Genomic DNA, 13,993 nt, shown 5'->3' with positions numbered 1-13,993 from the left:
CACGTCAGCATCGTCTTGTGACGCGAAAGGGACCAGGACAATTCTGGGTAGGGCTTGATTTCAAACATAGAAAACCTCCAACTGTATATGTAACCATTTATTATAATTGATCTTCCAGAAAATTAGAATCATTAGGGAGTTCGGAGTCACTTGCTTGGAATTCCTGTAAGTTGATTCTCCATTTAATAACAGGAATACCTTCATCTTCGAGTGCCATTCGCTGATTCTCTGCAGCTTCCTCATTTTGAATGGCAATTTTACCTTGGGCATTAATTACCCTGTGCCACGGAAGTTCGTGTTTTTGGCTCATGGAGTGAAGGAGCCTGGATACTTGTCTTGCTGCGCGAGGGTTCCCGGCTAGCCGCGCTATCTGCCCGTAGGTCATCACCTTTCCTTCAGGTATCAGCTTAATAATCTTCAGGACATTCTGGGTAAAGATATGCATAGGTTCATCCCTCCTCATGTTATTAAGTTTACAGTAAAAAAATAAGGTATGAATAGATTCTGGAAAAAAGTATTTGTTACAATTTAAATAAGATTATGAGAGGGGATAAATAAGTATGAGTATACCAAGAGTATTGTCCATTGCAGGTTCTGCGTCACAAGGAAGTGCGGGAATTCAGGCTGATCTAAAGACATTTGAAGAGTTTGATGTGTATGGAATGAGCGCCATTACAGCCATAGTGGCTAATAATAAAACAACTGATCAAGGAATTTTTACCCAGTCTTTAGAAGCGATTGAAGCGCAGGTGTATGCTTCTCTTGAACATGTAGGGGTAGACGCTCTTAAAACAGGGATGTTGTTTACCGAAGATATTATTAAGCGTTCGGCTGAACTGATTCGTTACTCTGAAGTCAGAAATATCGTCGTTGATCCTGTCATGGTAGGTAAAATGGGGTCGCAACTGTTAAAAGATGAAGCTATTGATACGCTGGTGAAGGAACTGCTGCCAATGGCTACCATTATCACCCCGAATTTGCAGGAGGCAGCCCGGATATTAGGTGCCCCTGTGCCGGAAAGCCCTGAGGATATGAAGGCATTAGCGCGCGATCTGCAAAGTCTTGGGCCGGATTATGTTCTTGTTAAAGGCGGTGCTTTAAAAGATTATCCTGCAGTTGATATTTTGTTTGACGGTACAAGTATGGTAGAGCTTGAATCAGAGCGTGTAAAGACCGTTCATACAAGCGGAGCAGGCTGTACCTATTCCGCCGCCATTGCAGCTGAACTTGCGAAAGGAAAAACAGTAGAAGAAGCTGTTCGGAAAGCGAAGTCATTTGTAACGAGCGCCATCGTCCATGCCTTGTCATTTGATCGAGGAATTGGTTCTGCTTATCATGCTGCTCACCGAACAAAGAATTAGTATCAGATATTTAAAGAGGGGGAGGAAAGTTGAAGAGTTCTACTCATTTATTCTTATTTGGTTCAGGGCCGCCCTTTACACCGAACCTGGGAGAAGAATTTAAAAGGTTAGCAGAGGGCAGCAAAATTGCTGTCCTTTATATTGAGCGGGAGGGGTCTGCCGACTACCTTCCCCTTTACACCGATTGTTTAGGTATCTCCGATTCTGAAATTTATTATCTGCCTTTAAGAAACGAATATTCTTCAGAGGATTTAGCAGCTCTCAAAGAGTCAGATGCAGTTATCATAGGAGGAGGAGACACTGTTTTATACAGGAGATTTATTGTAGAAACATCTGTTGGGGAGGTAGTAAGAAATTTATTTGAAGAGGGGAGACCTTTAGCGGGATTCTCAGCGGGAGCACTGATCTCCCCAGAAGAATGTGTGATTTCTCCTAACGATAACGTTCAAGAAATTCAGCTCTTTGAAAAAGGATTAGGTCTTCTATCGGGTGCAGTAGTTTCAGCTCATTATCTTGAATGGGAAGAGGAAGTAAATCTCAAAGCGGCTGTGCAGAAGACTGATGTAGCCAAAGGATATGGAATTGCAGAAAACTCAGGAGTTTATTTAAAAAATGGGCGCCTTAGCGATATAGAAGGATATATCCATATAGAAAGCCACTACTAAAGATCAGGTAAACCCTTCCACCTCAGGTCATCCATTTTATGGATGACCTGAGGTGGAAGTTAAAGGATATACTGGGGACTATGAGGGAGGAGAAGAATGAAAAAACACAGATTTCGTCATTCTTTTAGAAGAGATAAATCCGCGGTGTTTATAAGTATTGGGTTACTTCTCCTGCTTGGAATAACCATAATATTTGGCGTATTTTTCTTTGGTATGGTCGGTCTATTTCATCTGATGGGAGTTTCGTATGAATCTGTCTCGTCACTGCTCTTGTTTGGAGTGCTTATTTTTATTCTAGGATTGCTCTTTGAAGCGGCAGCTAAAATCGTTAAAATGATCAGCTTATTTAGTAAACCTTCTCCTTCTGTATTTTTGATCTGGCGAATTTTTGTTGATTTATTATTTACCTGGCTGACGATTTACACAGTAGATGAACTTGTCTCCCAAGTGACAATGGTGCTGTGGTCAGAATGGTTTTTTACCTTCCTTCTAGTTACTGCCGATTATGTATTTGATGAAAAGAAACAAACCAAAAAACTCGCCTGAGTTTGAGTCAAGGCGAGTTTTTTACGAAGATTTCAAGTTATTTAGAAACCCTGTCATACTTATCAATTTGTTTTTTACGTTCAGCATCCCAGCGGTTTTCGGGATGCTCTTTACATTCTGCTGTACATGCTGCATGATGTTTCTCTTCGCAGTCCTCGCAACAAACGTATTGTCTATTACACACAGGGTTACTGCAATTGATCATGCGGTCTTCTTGTTTACCACAGTGTTCACACTCTGCGACAACTTTTTCCTCTACCTGATTAATAGGTACAGAGATACGTTCGTCAAACACGTACATTTTACCATCAAAAAGCTGACCCTTTACTTCAGGATCCTTGCTGTACGTATTAATTCCACCTTCTAGTTGATAGACATCCTCTACACCATTCTTCTTCAATATTCCAGTCAGCTTTTCACAGCGAATTCCACCTGTACAGTAGGTGATCACTCGCTTATCTTTCCACTGATCTGCGTTTTCAGCAATCCATTCTGGAAACTCGCGAGAGTGATTCACTTCTGGACGGATCGCGTTACGGAAATGACCGATACGGTATTCATATTCATTACGACCATCAATAACCACCGTGTCATCTTCTTGAAGAAGTTCATAGAATTCTTTTGGTTTTACGTGTTTTCCACCGAATTCTTTAGGGTTAATATCATCATTTTCAATGCTCCAGTTTACAAGTTCTGGTTTCACTCGGCAATGCATCTTTTTAAAGGCATGGCCTTCATGTTCATCCATCTTAAACTGGATGTCTGCAAAACGTTCATCTGAGCGGACGTAGTCCATATATTGCTCAACTTGCTCCACGGTGCCGGAAACGGTCCCGTTTATTCCTTCTGGAGCTACAATAATTCGTCCTTTAAGACCAAGGTCTTTACAGAACTTCAGGTGGTTTTGACAGTATTCTTCATAATCAGGAAGGTCGACATACTTATAATACAGCAGAACTCGATAATCTTGTGAGCTCATAAGTGATTCCTCCTATATTGGATCTATATATCAGTTATTAGCATAAATGTCCATACTCAATCATATTCGATTCGATCTTAAATTTCAAATGTCAATTTCTTGAACGGGCGTGAACTTCTTAATTCTAACAGAATAGACCATCAGGACAACGTTTGAAGCCAGCATGAGCACGATTAGAATACCAAACGGGAGGCTGAAATCCTGAGGAGTATAAGGCTGACGATTCACCTCAAGCAAGATACCAGCCAGCACGGATCCAGTGGCGCTGCCTATAAAATGGACCTGCTGCTTTAATCCTATCCCTGCGCCAATTTGCTCGCTCGGTAATATTCGGGACACTTCGTTTGTGGAACTGGAAGATAGACTTGAAAACCCAAAACTAGTAAACATATAAGCCACCATAATCATATAAGGGCTTACTTTGGCAAATAAGAAAAAGACAAGAGCGGAGGTTAGTAAAAGTCCGTGCGCAAGGAAAAGTACTTTGATGTTTCCATAAGCATCAATGAGTCGGCCTACATAAATAGCAGCCACTGCAGAAAGCATCGCTCCTGGAAAGATAATCAACCCAATGGCAGCTGCTCCCCGATCATATACTTGTTCAAGCATGATGGGCATTAAGAATAAAACAGCGAAATGGAGGGTGAATCCGATATAACTCATAAAAACAATACGGCGATAATGTCTGTTCATGACTAACGCAGGCTGTATAAAAGGCGTGGTTGTTCTATTGATCCTCCACCAGAGCAAAGCAGCAGAAAGCAAACCGCCCAAAAGATACTGACTGTTAAAGGTAGATATATATAATAAAAATAAGGTGGCACTGGTTCCAGATAGTAAAGCGCCCAACACATCAAAACTAGTTTTCGTAGAAGTTTCTAACGGCATATATTTATAGAGAACAGGGATGACGAAAACGACTAAAATAGTGACGATAAATAAAAAATTCCAGTTTAAATAATCCGTAATAAAACCTCCCGCTACCGGACCAAGGCCAAACCCTAATGAAGTAGCGGAAGCAATTAGAGCATAAGCACTTCCACGGCGTGACATCGGTATATATCTTCCGGCGAACACCATAGACAACCCGGGGATGGCTGCTGCGCCAGAAGCCTGGCAAAGTCTTGCAATTAACAGCCAGAGATAGGAATCAGCAAAGAAGCCAAGAATGGAGGATAAACCGAAGATTAAAATGCCGATGGTCAGAAGCTTTCGTATGGGAATGTAATCAGAAAGACGAGTGAATGTAATCGTAAAAATCGCAAGGACAATAGAATATCCGGATACAATCCAGGCCCCTTCAGAGGGTTGTAAAGAGAAGTCTCTAAGGATATTGGGTAATGCGATATTAAACATAGTGGTATTCATAACGACTATCAGGATAGAGGCACTTAAAATGAGCACCGTACGGAAGTGTTTATTTGAAGGGCGAGGGCTCTCATTCATTCTTTGTCCCTTCCTTTCTCGTGAAATAATTAGACACTCGAAATACTATACCATAACATCCTTTAATAGGAAACATAGTGGAGCCGGTTTGAAAATATAAAAATAAAAAGACCGCCTTGAACTTCCAAGACGGTCTTAGGTTTATCTAATAGTGGCTCCTAATACGGATTCAAAATGCCTAAGAGCCCATTCGTGACCTGGTTGACTAAAACTGGCTACAGCATCTTTATGAATTGTAAGGTTATAGCCAAGGTTGTAAGCATCAACAGCTGTGTGGAGAACACAGATGTCTGTACAGACCCCTGATAAATGCACATCTGTAATTCCTCTTTCACGCAGTTTTATATCAAGATCTGTTCCTGCGAAAGCACTATACCTGGTTTTATCCATATAGTAGAGGCTGGGTTTGAACTGACTCCTTTCGTACAAATGATGGAGATCCCCGAATAATCGTCTGCCTTCAGTACCGCGAATATTATGAGGTGGGAAAAGCTTTGTTTCTGGATGGTAAGGATCATTTTCTTCGTGGAGATCTACCGCGAGTACCGTGAAATCATCATTGGATAAGAATTCTTTACATAATTTAGTCAGGCTTCCTTCGATTTTTTGCCCAGGTTCCCCGCAGGTTAACGCACCTTCAGGCGCTACAAAGTCATTCGTATAGTCAATAACGAGCAAGGCTTGTTTCATCCAATCCCTCCTAATATGTCTATACACATATATTAACAGACGGGAATACTCTCCACATTAAATATAGCTCTGCTAAAAGGGGCTGCTTATTTTTTCGAATGAAGCTTATTGAGCTATAGGACCGTATACTTGAAGACTCGATTTCGAGATATTGGGTGGAGAAGTGGCTCCAGGGAACGGCTCGCTTTCCGCGGGCATGTGGTGAGCTTCCTCAGGCTTCGACTTCCGGGATCTCACCGATCATGTTCATCCCGCAGGAGTCTTCGCCATTCCCTTCCGCCCCTTTGCGTTTATGGAGAGCTCGAAAATCTTTCCATAATCGCCTTCCAATGAACGAGATCCACACTGGTTTTCACGTGTGTTTACGTGTAGGAACTCTGTTATAGAAGCATTTGAGGCAGATGCAGCATGGCTCCTTACTCCTATAGTAGGGTCCGCTCATCAGCTATCGTTTGGGCGGCGAAGGAAGCGACGAGACTCCCACGGGAGAAGGAGCTAGCCGAGACCCCAAAAGGAGTGAAAACGACTGAGGAGGCTTGCCAGCTCCCCCGTAGGAAAGCGAGTTGTTTCCGTAGCCGCCCTCACCGTTTTTTGGCAACGGACCCGAGTTATCTCGAAACTGAGTATTACAGAAAAGGGAGCTTTTCTATAAGATTTACAGGAAGATTTAACAGAACCTAAAGGATAAGGAACAGCAGATCTATTAATAAGAGGCAGCTTGAGTCATTGATTTTGGATGTCTTTGTTTTGTAATCAGTAAAAGAACTCCGCAAGAAATCAGGAGACTACTTGTGACGAAAAATACAGCTGAAAACCCGAATGCTCCCGACAAAAGACCACCCATAGCAGGGCCGATAATATTTCCTAAAAAACGAAGGCTTGTATTATATCCAAGTACTTCCCCCTGCATAGCAAGAGGGGCTTCCTGGCGTATATATGCTGTTCGGACAGGGATAATTCCTCCAATGGATATCCCTAACAAAAATCGTAATATTACTAACTGCCATATATTTGTTACAAACGCAGCGGGAAGATAAACGATTCCTGCCATAAAAAGAAGGAAGATTAAAATTTTAATATAACCTTTGCGATCTGATATTCTCCCCCATCGTTTGGCCATCAACAGGTTACCTAATCCAGCAGCCGAAAAGGCAACTCCAGAGAATAGAGCTAAATTTTCAGGTCCATGTAAATTTCCTACAAATAGTGAGAGGATCGGCTGAATACTGAAGTGGGCTACTTGAACAAATAAAGAAATAACCATAACGATTAGAAGTACAGGGTGTTTCATTATGTGAGAAAGTACTTCTTTTGAATTATAGCTCGTTTTCTCGTTTATTCCTTCTCGTTCCAATCGCTCCTCTGAAATACCTAAGAAAACGATCACAGCGGATAGAGCTACGGTTATTGATACCAGTTGGAATGTAGTGGCGTATCCGATATGATCAGCAATCCATCCGCCGAGCATAGGTCCAAGTAAGCTTCCCGTTATGCTTCCTGTCTGAAGGGTTCCAAGAACTTGTCCGGCTGTATCTTTTGGGGTCTGAGTTGAAATAAGCGCTTGAGACATTGGAATGAATCCTGTGAAAACCCCCATAAACAACCTTAGTAAGAATAATTGCCACACGGTTTCAACAAAACCCATAAGCAGGACAGAAACGGCAAGACCCACAGCAGACATGATCAATATATTTTTTCTGCCGTACCGATCACCAATGCGGCCCCAGATCGGAGAGAAAATAAAAGCGGTCACAAAGGTAATTCCAAAGATCCAGCCAGACCATGTTTGAACAAATGAATCTGAAAAATCTCCTAATTGATCAATATATAAAGACAAAAAGGGCAAGACCATTGTGATACTTCCAGCAATAAAAAAATTGGCAAACCACATAATCCATAAATTTTTTTGTGTTTGATGTTTTGTCCTAAGGATAGAAATCCCTTCTTCCAAAAAAACGATTATTTCGACACTCTAAATATATACCACGAATTCCTGGTATATAAAAGGAAATTAATTTTATTCACTAAAAATTAGCATGAACCTGTTAAAAAGGTTACGTCACCAGGTTTTGGAAAGATAAAAGAGTGATAGAAGACTACTATGAATGTTTTGTTAACGGTTGCAAAACTTGTATATACAAATTATAATCATAAGTAATTGATGTATATACAAGTTTGTGATTTTTGGAGGAAGGTTCACGTTCATGAAGCTTTTTGGAAATAAAAAGAAATGGGGAGATTAGCTTAGCGGCACCCAAGAGTGGCAAGGTTGTAGCTCTGGAAGAAGTGCCGACCCCTGTGTTCTCCCAAAAGATGAGGAGAGAAGGCATTGCCATCGAACCAGCTGATGGAATGATTCTTAATTCAGTGAAAGGAGAGGTGGTATAAGTTTGCCATACCATGCATGCGGTAGGGATTAAAGCGAAAACAGGAGTAGAAACCTTATTCACATTGGTAAGGAAGAGGAAGAATTACAATCACCTCTGTCATTGTTACAAACAGTGATGATTACGTGGTTCAGCCTGGGAGTAAAACTCAAGCTGCAGTAGCTCAAGCAACATTGAGGAGCGTTAAGAAAAAATAACCCATACTCGGGAGGAATGAAAATGAATCACAAAGAGCAAGCCGAGCAGATTTTGGAAGCAATAGGTGGAAAAGAGAACTTATCAGCTGCTACTCATTGTGTCACCCGACTTCGATTAGCCCTTCACGATGAAGGTATTGTCGATCAGGAAAAATTAAACAATATTGATGCCGTGAAAGGTTCTTTTTCTACTAACGGTCAATTTCAAATCGTCATAGGGCAAGGTACCGTAGATAAAGTCTATAAAGAATTTGTGGCTTTAGCGGGAATTGGGGAATCATCTAAAGAAGAAGTGAAAGAAGCTTCCTCCCAAAAGATGAATCCACTTCAAAGAGCAATTAAAACGTTAGCCGATATCTTTATTCCGATTCTTCCAGCTATTGTTACAGCTGGTTTGCTGCTCGGTATAAACAATATACTTACAGCTCCAGGCATATTCTGGGACGAGCAATCTGTTATTGACGTTTATCCACAGTGGTCAGATATTGCCAACATGATTATCATTATAGCGAATACGGCCTTTACGTTTTTACCCGGGCTGATTGGCTGGTCTGCTGTTAAAAAATTCGGTGGTAGTCCAATTTTAGGTATAGTCATGGGTCTTATTCTTGTTCATCCGGAATTACTGAATGCTTGGGCTTACGGGGAAGCCGTAAAAGAAGGAACGGTTCCTACATGGAATCTCTTCGGATGGGAAATTGAGAAAATTGGTTACCAGGGACAAGTATTACCAGTGCTGGTTGCTTCCTATGTATTAACTAAGATCGAAGTTTTCATGAGAAAGCGTGTACCAGATAGCATTCAATTACTAGTAGTCGGCCCAGTTGCTTTGCTTGTAACAGGTTTCTTAACCTTCTTATTCATCGGACCGGTTACATTTGCGATCGGTAATGCTATTACAGACGGACTTGTATCTATTTTTGATAATTTTGCTGCTCTTGGAGGACTTATTTACGGTGCACTTTACGGGGTACTTGTTATTACAGGTATGCACCATACCTTCTTAGCCGTTGATATTCAATTAATCGGAAGTACAGGTACAACGTTCTTATGGCCAATGCTTGCTCTATCCAACATTGCTCAAGGGTCTGCCGCATTTGCGATCATGCTTGCCTCAAGAGATGAGAAGTTGAAAGGTCTTGGTTTATCTTCTGGGGTGTCCGCATGGCTGGGTATTACAGAGCCTGCTTTGTTTGGTGTTAACTTACGGTTTAAATATCCTTTTATCATCGCTATTTCTTCCTCAGCGATTGCTGGTTTGTATATTTCAGCTCGAGGCGTACTAGCAAACTCAATTGGAGTTGGCGGGGTCCCGGGTATCTTTTCCATCGTATCGGATTATTGGTTCGACTTTATTATCGGGATGGTTATCGTTATCGTTCTACCGCTTGTAGGTACGTATTTATACGCGAAACGTAAAAAAGATGTGTAAGGAGGCGTTACTGTGATTGAACAACCATGGTGGAAAAAAGCTGTCGTTTATCAGATCTATCCAAAAAGCTTTAATGATACAACCGGCAATGGGGTCGGAGATATTCAAGGCATCATTGAGAAGCTGGATTATTTAAATGAATTAGGGGTAGATGTACTGTGGCTGACCCCAATGTATAAATCACCACAAAATGATAATGGCTATGACATTAGTGACTATTACGATATTCACGATGAGTACGGAACCATGCAGGACTTTGAACAACTGCTTGAAGAAACGCACAAGCGTGGAATGAAACTTATCATGGATCTTGTGGTCAACCACACATCCACTTTCCACCAGTGGTTTCAGGAATCTCAAAAATCAGTCGATAATCCTTACCGTGACTATTACATTTGGCGTGATCCAGTAGATGGGGGAGCGCCTACGAACTGGCAATCGAAGTTCGGTGGCAACGCATGGGAATATGATGAGAAGACCGGTCAGTATTATTTACACCTATTTGATGTCACACAAGCGGATTTAAATTGGGAAAATGAACATCTGAGAGAAGATCTATATGAAATGATGCGTTTTTGGGCAGAAAAAGGAATTGATGGATTCCGACTCGATGTCATCAATTTAATTTCCAAAGATCAGAAATTCCCGAATGATGATGGTAGCGTGGCGCCAGGAGATGGTCGTAAATACTATACAGATGGTCCGCGTGTCCATGAGTACATGCAGGAAATGAACAGGGAAGTTTTCGCTCCTTATGATTTAATGACGGTAGGTGAAATGTCCTCTACAACAGTTGAACACTGTATTCAGTACACAGCACCTAATCGTAACGAACTGAGTATGACATTTAATTTCCACCATTTAAAAGTAGACTATCCAAATGGTGAAAAATGGACCGTTGCTGACTTCGATTTCCATGAGCTGAAACAGATTCTATCTAAGTGGCAGGGAGAAATGAATAAAGGAAACGGATGGAATGCCTTATTCTGGTGTAACCATGATCAGCCTAGAGTTTTGTCACGCTTTGGAGATGAAGTGAATTATCCGGAAGAATCAGCAAAAATGCTGGCGACAACTATTCATATGATGCAGGGGACGCCTTATATTTATCAGGGAGAAGAATTCGGGATGACAAACCCAGGGTTTGAATCCATTGAAAAGTACCGCGATGTTGAATCTATAAATATGTATAAAGAGTTCCGTGAAAAAGGTGTCAGCGAAGAGAAGATTCTTGAGATCTTGAAACAAAAATCAAGGGATAATTCTCGTACACCCGTGCAATGGAATGATGAACCGAACGCCGGTTTCACCTCTGGTAACCCATGGATTGCCGTGGCCGATAATTACAAATCCATAAATGCTGAAAAAGCCAGGAGCACAGAGAACTCTATTTTCCATTACTATCAGAAACTGATTCAGCTTCGAAAAGAAAATGATATCCTTATATTCGGAGACTATGAACTCTTGACTCCGGAAGATGAACAGATATTTGCATATCTACGTCAATGGAATGGAGAAAGTCTTTTAGTGATCAATAATTTTTATGGTTCTGAAACTTCCTTCAGCTTACCTGAAAACTTACAACTTAAAGGAAAAAAAGAGGTTATGATCAGTAACTATAATGATGTCAGTCAGAACTTGGAGAACGTAAAACTTCGTCCTTACGAATCAGTGGTCTATCACATTACCCAAGTATGATAAAATACGAATGGTGATGAAAATGAAAAATAAATATTTAGTCATTTATAATGATCTTGTTGAAGAGATCCAAAGAGGCAGCATCCATCCAGGAGATACGCTTCCCTCTGAACACGAACTATCAAGTCGTTTTAGCACTTCAAGAGAAACCATTCGGAAAGCTTTAAATCTTCTTGCTCAAAATGGCTATATTCAAAAGGTAAGGGGAAAAGGATCCGTCGTACTGGATCATGGCAAGTTTGAGTTCCCTGTCTCAGGTCTTACGAGTTTTAAAGAGTTATCTAATCAATTGGGTAAGGATTTTCGAACATTTGTCCATAATCTCACCTTAAGGCAGGCGGATGGGTTAATTGGAGAGCAGTTAAACTGTTCGCAAGATCATAAACTTTGGAAGATTATCCGGGCAAGAGAGATCAATGGTGAAAAAATCATTCTTGATAAGGACTATATTCGAGAAGATATCGTTCCAGGCTTGACCAGTGAGATTGCTGAGGACTCTATCTATGAGTACATTGAAAATGAACTGGGGCTTACCATAAGTTTTGCAAAAAAAGAAATTGTTGTAGAACCAGTAACTGAGGAAGATCGTAACTATTTAGATCTAAAGGGGCATGAACAGGTAGTGGTAATCCGAAGCCACGTGTATCTTGCTGATGCTACGTTATTTCAATTTACTGAATCCAGGCACAGACCTGATAAATTTCAATTTGTTGATTTTGCCAGAAGATCGAAATCTTAGAAAAGAAGAACCGTTTAGCGGTTCTTCTTTTTTGTCTATTATAATAAAGACGATGAATGCAGGGGTATTTCAAGGAGATATATTGCTCACTAAGTAGAGAAAAAGAAAATCTATGGAAGAAATAGTTATTAAATACACAGGTGATCCCAGTAGGGAATAGCAGCAGAAACTGTTACAATTAACATATATTAATGAGATGAGGAGAATCGGTTTGTTTGTTATCGGAGCTACGAAAAAGTTACAAAGTCAAATAGATAAGACAATTGAAAGCACAGAAGAGTATGAACAGATACCTCAGATATACCAATGGCAAGCTAATATTATTAAGGTGAATGGGCGTAAATGCTTAATCTTAATGAATAATAGCACAGCGTTAAATCTTACGTTGTTTGGATTGGAAAGCCCTCAGTTTGAAAATATTGATAATGTAATAAAAGGATCTATGAATCAGCTGTTTCAAACACTTGGTATTGAGGAATCGATAGCTGAAAAGATGTTAGAAGCTTCACAGGAAATCGTTTATACAAAAACGAGCAGCCGTCAGACCTTAGGGTTAATGAATGAAGTAAAGTCGAGTATCGAACAACAAACAAAAAATAAAGAGTATAAAGACATTGATGCGGTGACGATTAATCAAAAGAATAATCGTATGATATTCAAGGCTCTTGAAGGCCAAACCCCTCTTTACACATTCCAAAGATATTTCGAAGAGTAGAAAAGCAGCACATTATGTGCTGCTTTTTTTAACAGGAAAATGGAAAGGGATGGTGGGGAGGCTGCTCCGGCATATGCCATGCCGGTGATTTAGTTTCACTGGACCAATGCCAGCAGGCGAGAGCAGCCAGGCATGCATCCAATTGGTGAGTAGAGAAGTCCTCAACTTGGTCAACCAATTGAAAATACACTTCTGATAACCACTTATGAACAAATTTTCTGCTTTGTTCATCTTTTTTATAAAGAACTGCCTGGGGTCTGTCTTCAACAGGTAACCTGGAAGCAAGAGCTATACCGGGATGAACCTCCACGACTTCAACCTTATCAGGTACTGAATTTTTGATCATATGGGCAAGGTGCATACCTCTTGCAGTTAAGTAAATCATTCTCGTGAGGGTTGGGGGCATAATAGAGCCTGGCTTAACTCCGAGGTGCTTCGCGTAACTTCTTAACTCGCGATCAGTTTCTCTATCACCTCCGCCATCCTGGTAGGATAAAGGAGCATCTATTCCGATATAAATCTTATTATTCTCTTTTGCTTGCTCAGAAATAATTGAGATGATGGCTTGATCCGATAATCCCGTTTGAAGGTCCTCTATGTATAATTGATTTTGTTCTTCACGGCAAACCACAGCAGCTGTATCTTTATGGTTAGAGGGTCCAGACAGGTCGATTCCGATGATTTTCACTTTAGAACCTCTTTTCCGTAGATATTAAAAAAATACCTCTGCCACAAGGGGCAGAGGCGAAAAATTGTATAGGTATAGGATTAGGGGAGGTGCTAATTACACATTAATAATGAAAAACAAAAAACTTAAACTTCTTCAACTTCAGCTACTAGTGGTCTTGGGTATGCATCTACTGCACTGTCACTTAAGATAGGCGCAGCGGCAGATGCTAGAAATGCTACCACTCCAATTACAGCAATCATTTTCTTCATAAGAGTATCCCTCCTAAATTAGAATGTTTATTTAACAATTGGATTGCTAACCTTAGATAAGTTGATGATTTTTTGTACATACGTTGTTCTTCTAATATATCAGCTAAAAACATAGCATATCGGATTACATAAATATGCTCTTTTTTTTCTTGAAAGAATGGAATGATTGTATCTTCCAGAAATTTGGATAGGTTGGTAC

General features: G+C 40.6%; 15 protein-coding genes and 1 pseudogene. 8 read left to right on the top strand and 8 right to left on the bottom strand.

The genetic code is table 11. From position 1 onward, the window contains the following. Positions 1–100: 100 nt before the first annotated feature. Entirely contained in the window at positions 101–445 is a 345-nt protein-coding gene (locus WAM07_RS11885) for an MGMT family protein (protein ID WP_422167116.1), read from the bottom strand. Positions 446–560: 115 nt separating this feature from the next. Here WAM07_RS11885 and thiD point away from each other — a divergent pair, with 115 nt between their 5' ends. The 3 genes from thiD (at position 561) to WAM07_RS11870 (ending at position 2,572) form a co-directional block, all read left to right on the top strand. Next, a complete protein-coding gene (gene thiD / locus WAM07_RS11880) occupies positions 561–1,361 on the top strand; it encodes a bifunctional hydroxymethylpyrimidine kinase/phosphomethylpyrimidine kinase (RefSeq protein WP_422167114.1) in 801 nt (266 codons plus the stop codon). A 29-nt stretch (positions 1,362–1,390) separates the two neighbouring features. Then, on the top strand, positions 1,391–2,026 hold the full coding sequence (locus tag WAM07_RS11875) for a Type 1 glutamine amidotransferase-like domain-containing protein (RefSeq protein WP_422167112.1): 636 nt from the start codon (positions 1,391–1,393) through the stop codon (positions 2,024–2,026). A gap of 96 nt (positions 2,027–2,122) precedes the next feature. Further along, positions 2,123–2,572: a regulatory YrvL family protein gene (locus WAM07_RS11870; RefSeq protein WP_422167110.1), complete on the top strand. Its 450-nt coding sequence runs from the start codon at positions 2,123–2,125 to the stop codon at positions 2,570–2,572. 37 nt (positions 2,573–2,609) lie between these two features. Here WAM07_RS11870 and WAM07_RS11865 read toward each other — a convergent pair whose 3' ends face one another. The 4 genes from WAM07_RS11865 to WAM07_RS11850 form a co-directional block, all read right to left on the bottom strand. Further along, a complete protein-coding gene (locus WAM07_RS11865; protein ID WP_422167109.1) occupies positions 2,610–3,551 on the bottom strand; it encodes a rhodanese-related sulfurtransferase in 942 nt (313 codons plus the stop codon). 84 nt (positions 3,552–3,635) lie between these two features. Further along, positions 3,636–4,997, bottom strand: coding sequence for an MFS transporter (locus WAM07_RS11860; RefSeq protein ID WP_422167107.1), 1,362 nt, complete (start codon positions 4,995–4,997; stop codon positions 3,636–3,638). A 141-nt stretch (positions 4,998–5,138) separates the two neighbouring features. After that, positions 5,139–5,687 carry a cysteine hydrolase family protein gene (locus tag WAM07_RS11855; RefSeq protein WP_422167106.1) on the bottom strand — a complete coding sequence of 183 codons (549 nt, stop codon included), beginning with the start codon at positions 5,685–5,687 and terminating at the stop codon, positions 5,139–5,141. A 703-nt stretch (positions 5,688–6,390) separates the two neighbouring features. Then, positions 6,391–7,578, bottom strand: a complete 1,188-nt coding sequence (locus WAM07_RS11850) for an MFS transporter (protein ID WP_422167104.1) — start codon at positions 7,576–7,578, stop codon at positions 6,391–6,393. Positions 7,579–7,973: 395 nt separating this feature from the next. Here WAM07_RS11850 and WAM07_RS11845 point away from each other — a divergent pair, with 395 nt between their 5' ends. From WAM07_RS11845 to WAM07_RS11825, 5 genes are all read left to right on the top strand, one after another. Beyond that, positions 7,974–8,075: a hypothetical protein gene (locus WAM07_RS11845; RefSeq protein WP_422167120.1), complete on the top strand. Its 102-nt coding sequence runs from the start codon at positions 7,974–7,976 to the stop codon at positions 8,073–8,075. Positions 8,076–8,293: 218 nt separating this feature from the next. Further along, complete coding sequence (gene treP, locus WAM07_RS11840; protein WP_422167102.1) at positions 8,294–9,703, top strand: PTS system trehalose-specific EIIBC component; 1,410 nt, start codon at positions 8,294–8,296, stop codon at positions 9,701–9,703. A 15-nt stretch (positions 9,704–9,718) separates the two neighbouring features. Continuing rightward, positions 9,719–11,401 carry an alpha,alpha-phosphotrehalase gene (gene treC / locus WAM07_RS11835; RefSeq protein WP_422167118.1) on the top strand — a complete coding sequence of 561 codons (1,683 nt, stop codon included), beginning with the start codon at positions 9,719–9,721 and terminating at the stop codon, positions 11,399–11,401. A gap of 22 nt (positions 11,402–11,423) precedes the next feature. Further along, complete coding sequence (gene treR / locus WAM07_RS11830) at positions 11,424–12,140, top strand: trehalose operon repressor (protein ID WP_422167101.1); 717 nt, start codon at positions 11,424–11,426, stop codon at positions 12,138–12,140. Positions 12,141–12,351: 211 nt separating this feature from the next. Next, positions 12,352–12,855 carry a DUF6933 domain-containing protein gene (locus tag WAM07_RS11825; RefSeq protein WP_422167099.1) on the top strand — a complete coding sequence of 168 codons (504 nt, stop codon included), beginning with the start codon at positions 12,352–12,354 and terminating at the stop codon, positions 12,853–12,855. A 28-nt stretch (positions 12,856–12,883) separates the two neighbouring features. Here the strand turns inward: WAM07_RS11825 and WAM07_RS11820 are convergent, their stop codons facing one another. From WAM07_RS11820 to WAM07_RS11810, 3 genes and pseudogenes are all read right to left on the bottom strand, one after another. After that, a complete protein-coding gene (locus WAM07_RS11820) occupies positions 12,884–13,543 on the bottom strand; it encodes a DUF429 domain-containing protein (RefSeq protein WP_422167097.1) in 660 nt (219 codons plus the stop codon). A gap of 125 nt (positions 13,544–13,668) precedes the next feature. Next, complete coding sequence (locus tag WAM07_RS11815; protein ID WP_422167095.1) at positions 13,669–13,794, bottom strand: hypothetical protein; 126 nt, start codon at positions 13,792–13,794, stop codon at positions 13,669–13,671. Further along, positions 13,791–13,993, bottom strand: a pseudogene (locus WAM07_RS11810) (transcriptional regulator); the annotation flags it as partial. The pseudogene WAM07_RS11810 and the gene WAM07_RS11815, both read right to left, overlap by 4 nt.

The organism is Halobacillus sp. (genome assembly GCF_049282395.1).
Classification (GTDB): domain Bacteria; phylum Bacillota; class Bacilli; order Bacillales; family Halobacillaceae; genus Halobacillus.
This window is presented reverse-complemented; position numbering and strand designations above follow the sequence as displayed.

Excerpts from the sequence above, each read along its gene's own strand:
- WAM07_RS11885 (WP_422167116.1), bottom strand. The coding sequence starts at position 445 with ATGCATATCTTTACCCAGAATGTCCTGAAGATTATTAAGCTGATACCT.
- thiD (WP_422167114.1), top strand. The coding sequence starts at position 561 with ATGAGTATACCAAGAGTATTGTCCATTGCAGGTTCTGCGTCACAAGGA.
- WAM07_RS11870 (WP_422167110.1), top strand. The coding sequence starts at position 2,123 with ATGAAAAAACACAGATTTCGTCATTCTTTTAGAAGAGATAAATCCGCG.
- WAM07_RS11865 (WP_422167109.1), bottom strand. The coding sequence starts at position 3,551 with ATGAGCTCACAAGATTATCGAGTTCTGCTGTATTATAAGTATGTCGAC.
- WAM07_RS11860 (WP_422167107.1), bottom strand. The coding sequence starts at position 4,997 with ATGAATGAGAGCCCTCGCCCTTCAAATAAACACTTCCGTACGGTGCTC.
- WAM07_RS11855 (WP_422167106.1), bottom strand. The coding sequence starts at position 5,687 with ATGAAACAAGCCTTGCTCGTTATTGACTATACGAATGACTTTGTAGCG.
- WAM07_RS11850 (WP_422167104.1), bottom strand. The coding sequence starts at position 7,578 with ATGTGGTTTGCCAATTTTTTTATTGCTGGAAGTATCACAATGGTCTTG.
- treP (WP_422167102.1), top strand. The coding sequence starts at position 8,294 with ATGAATCACAAAGAGCAAGCCGAGCAGATTTTGGAAGCAATAGGTGGA.
- treR (WP_422167101.1), top strand. The coding sequence starts at position 11,424 with ATGAAAAATAAATATTTAGTCATTTATAATGATCTTGTTGAAGAGATC.
- WAM07_RS11815 (WP_422167095.1), bottom strand. The coding sequence starts at position 13,794 with ATGAAGAAAATGATTGCTGTAATTGGAGTGGTAGCATTTCTAGCATCT.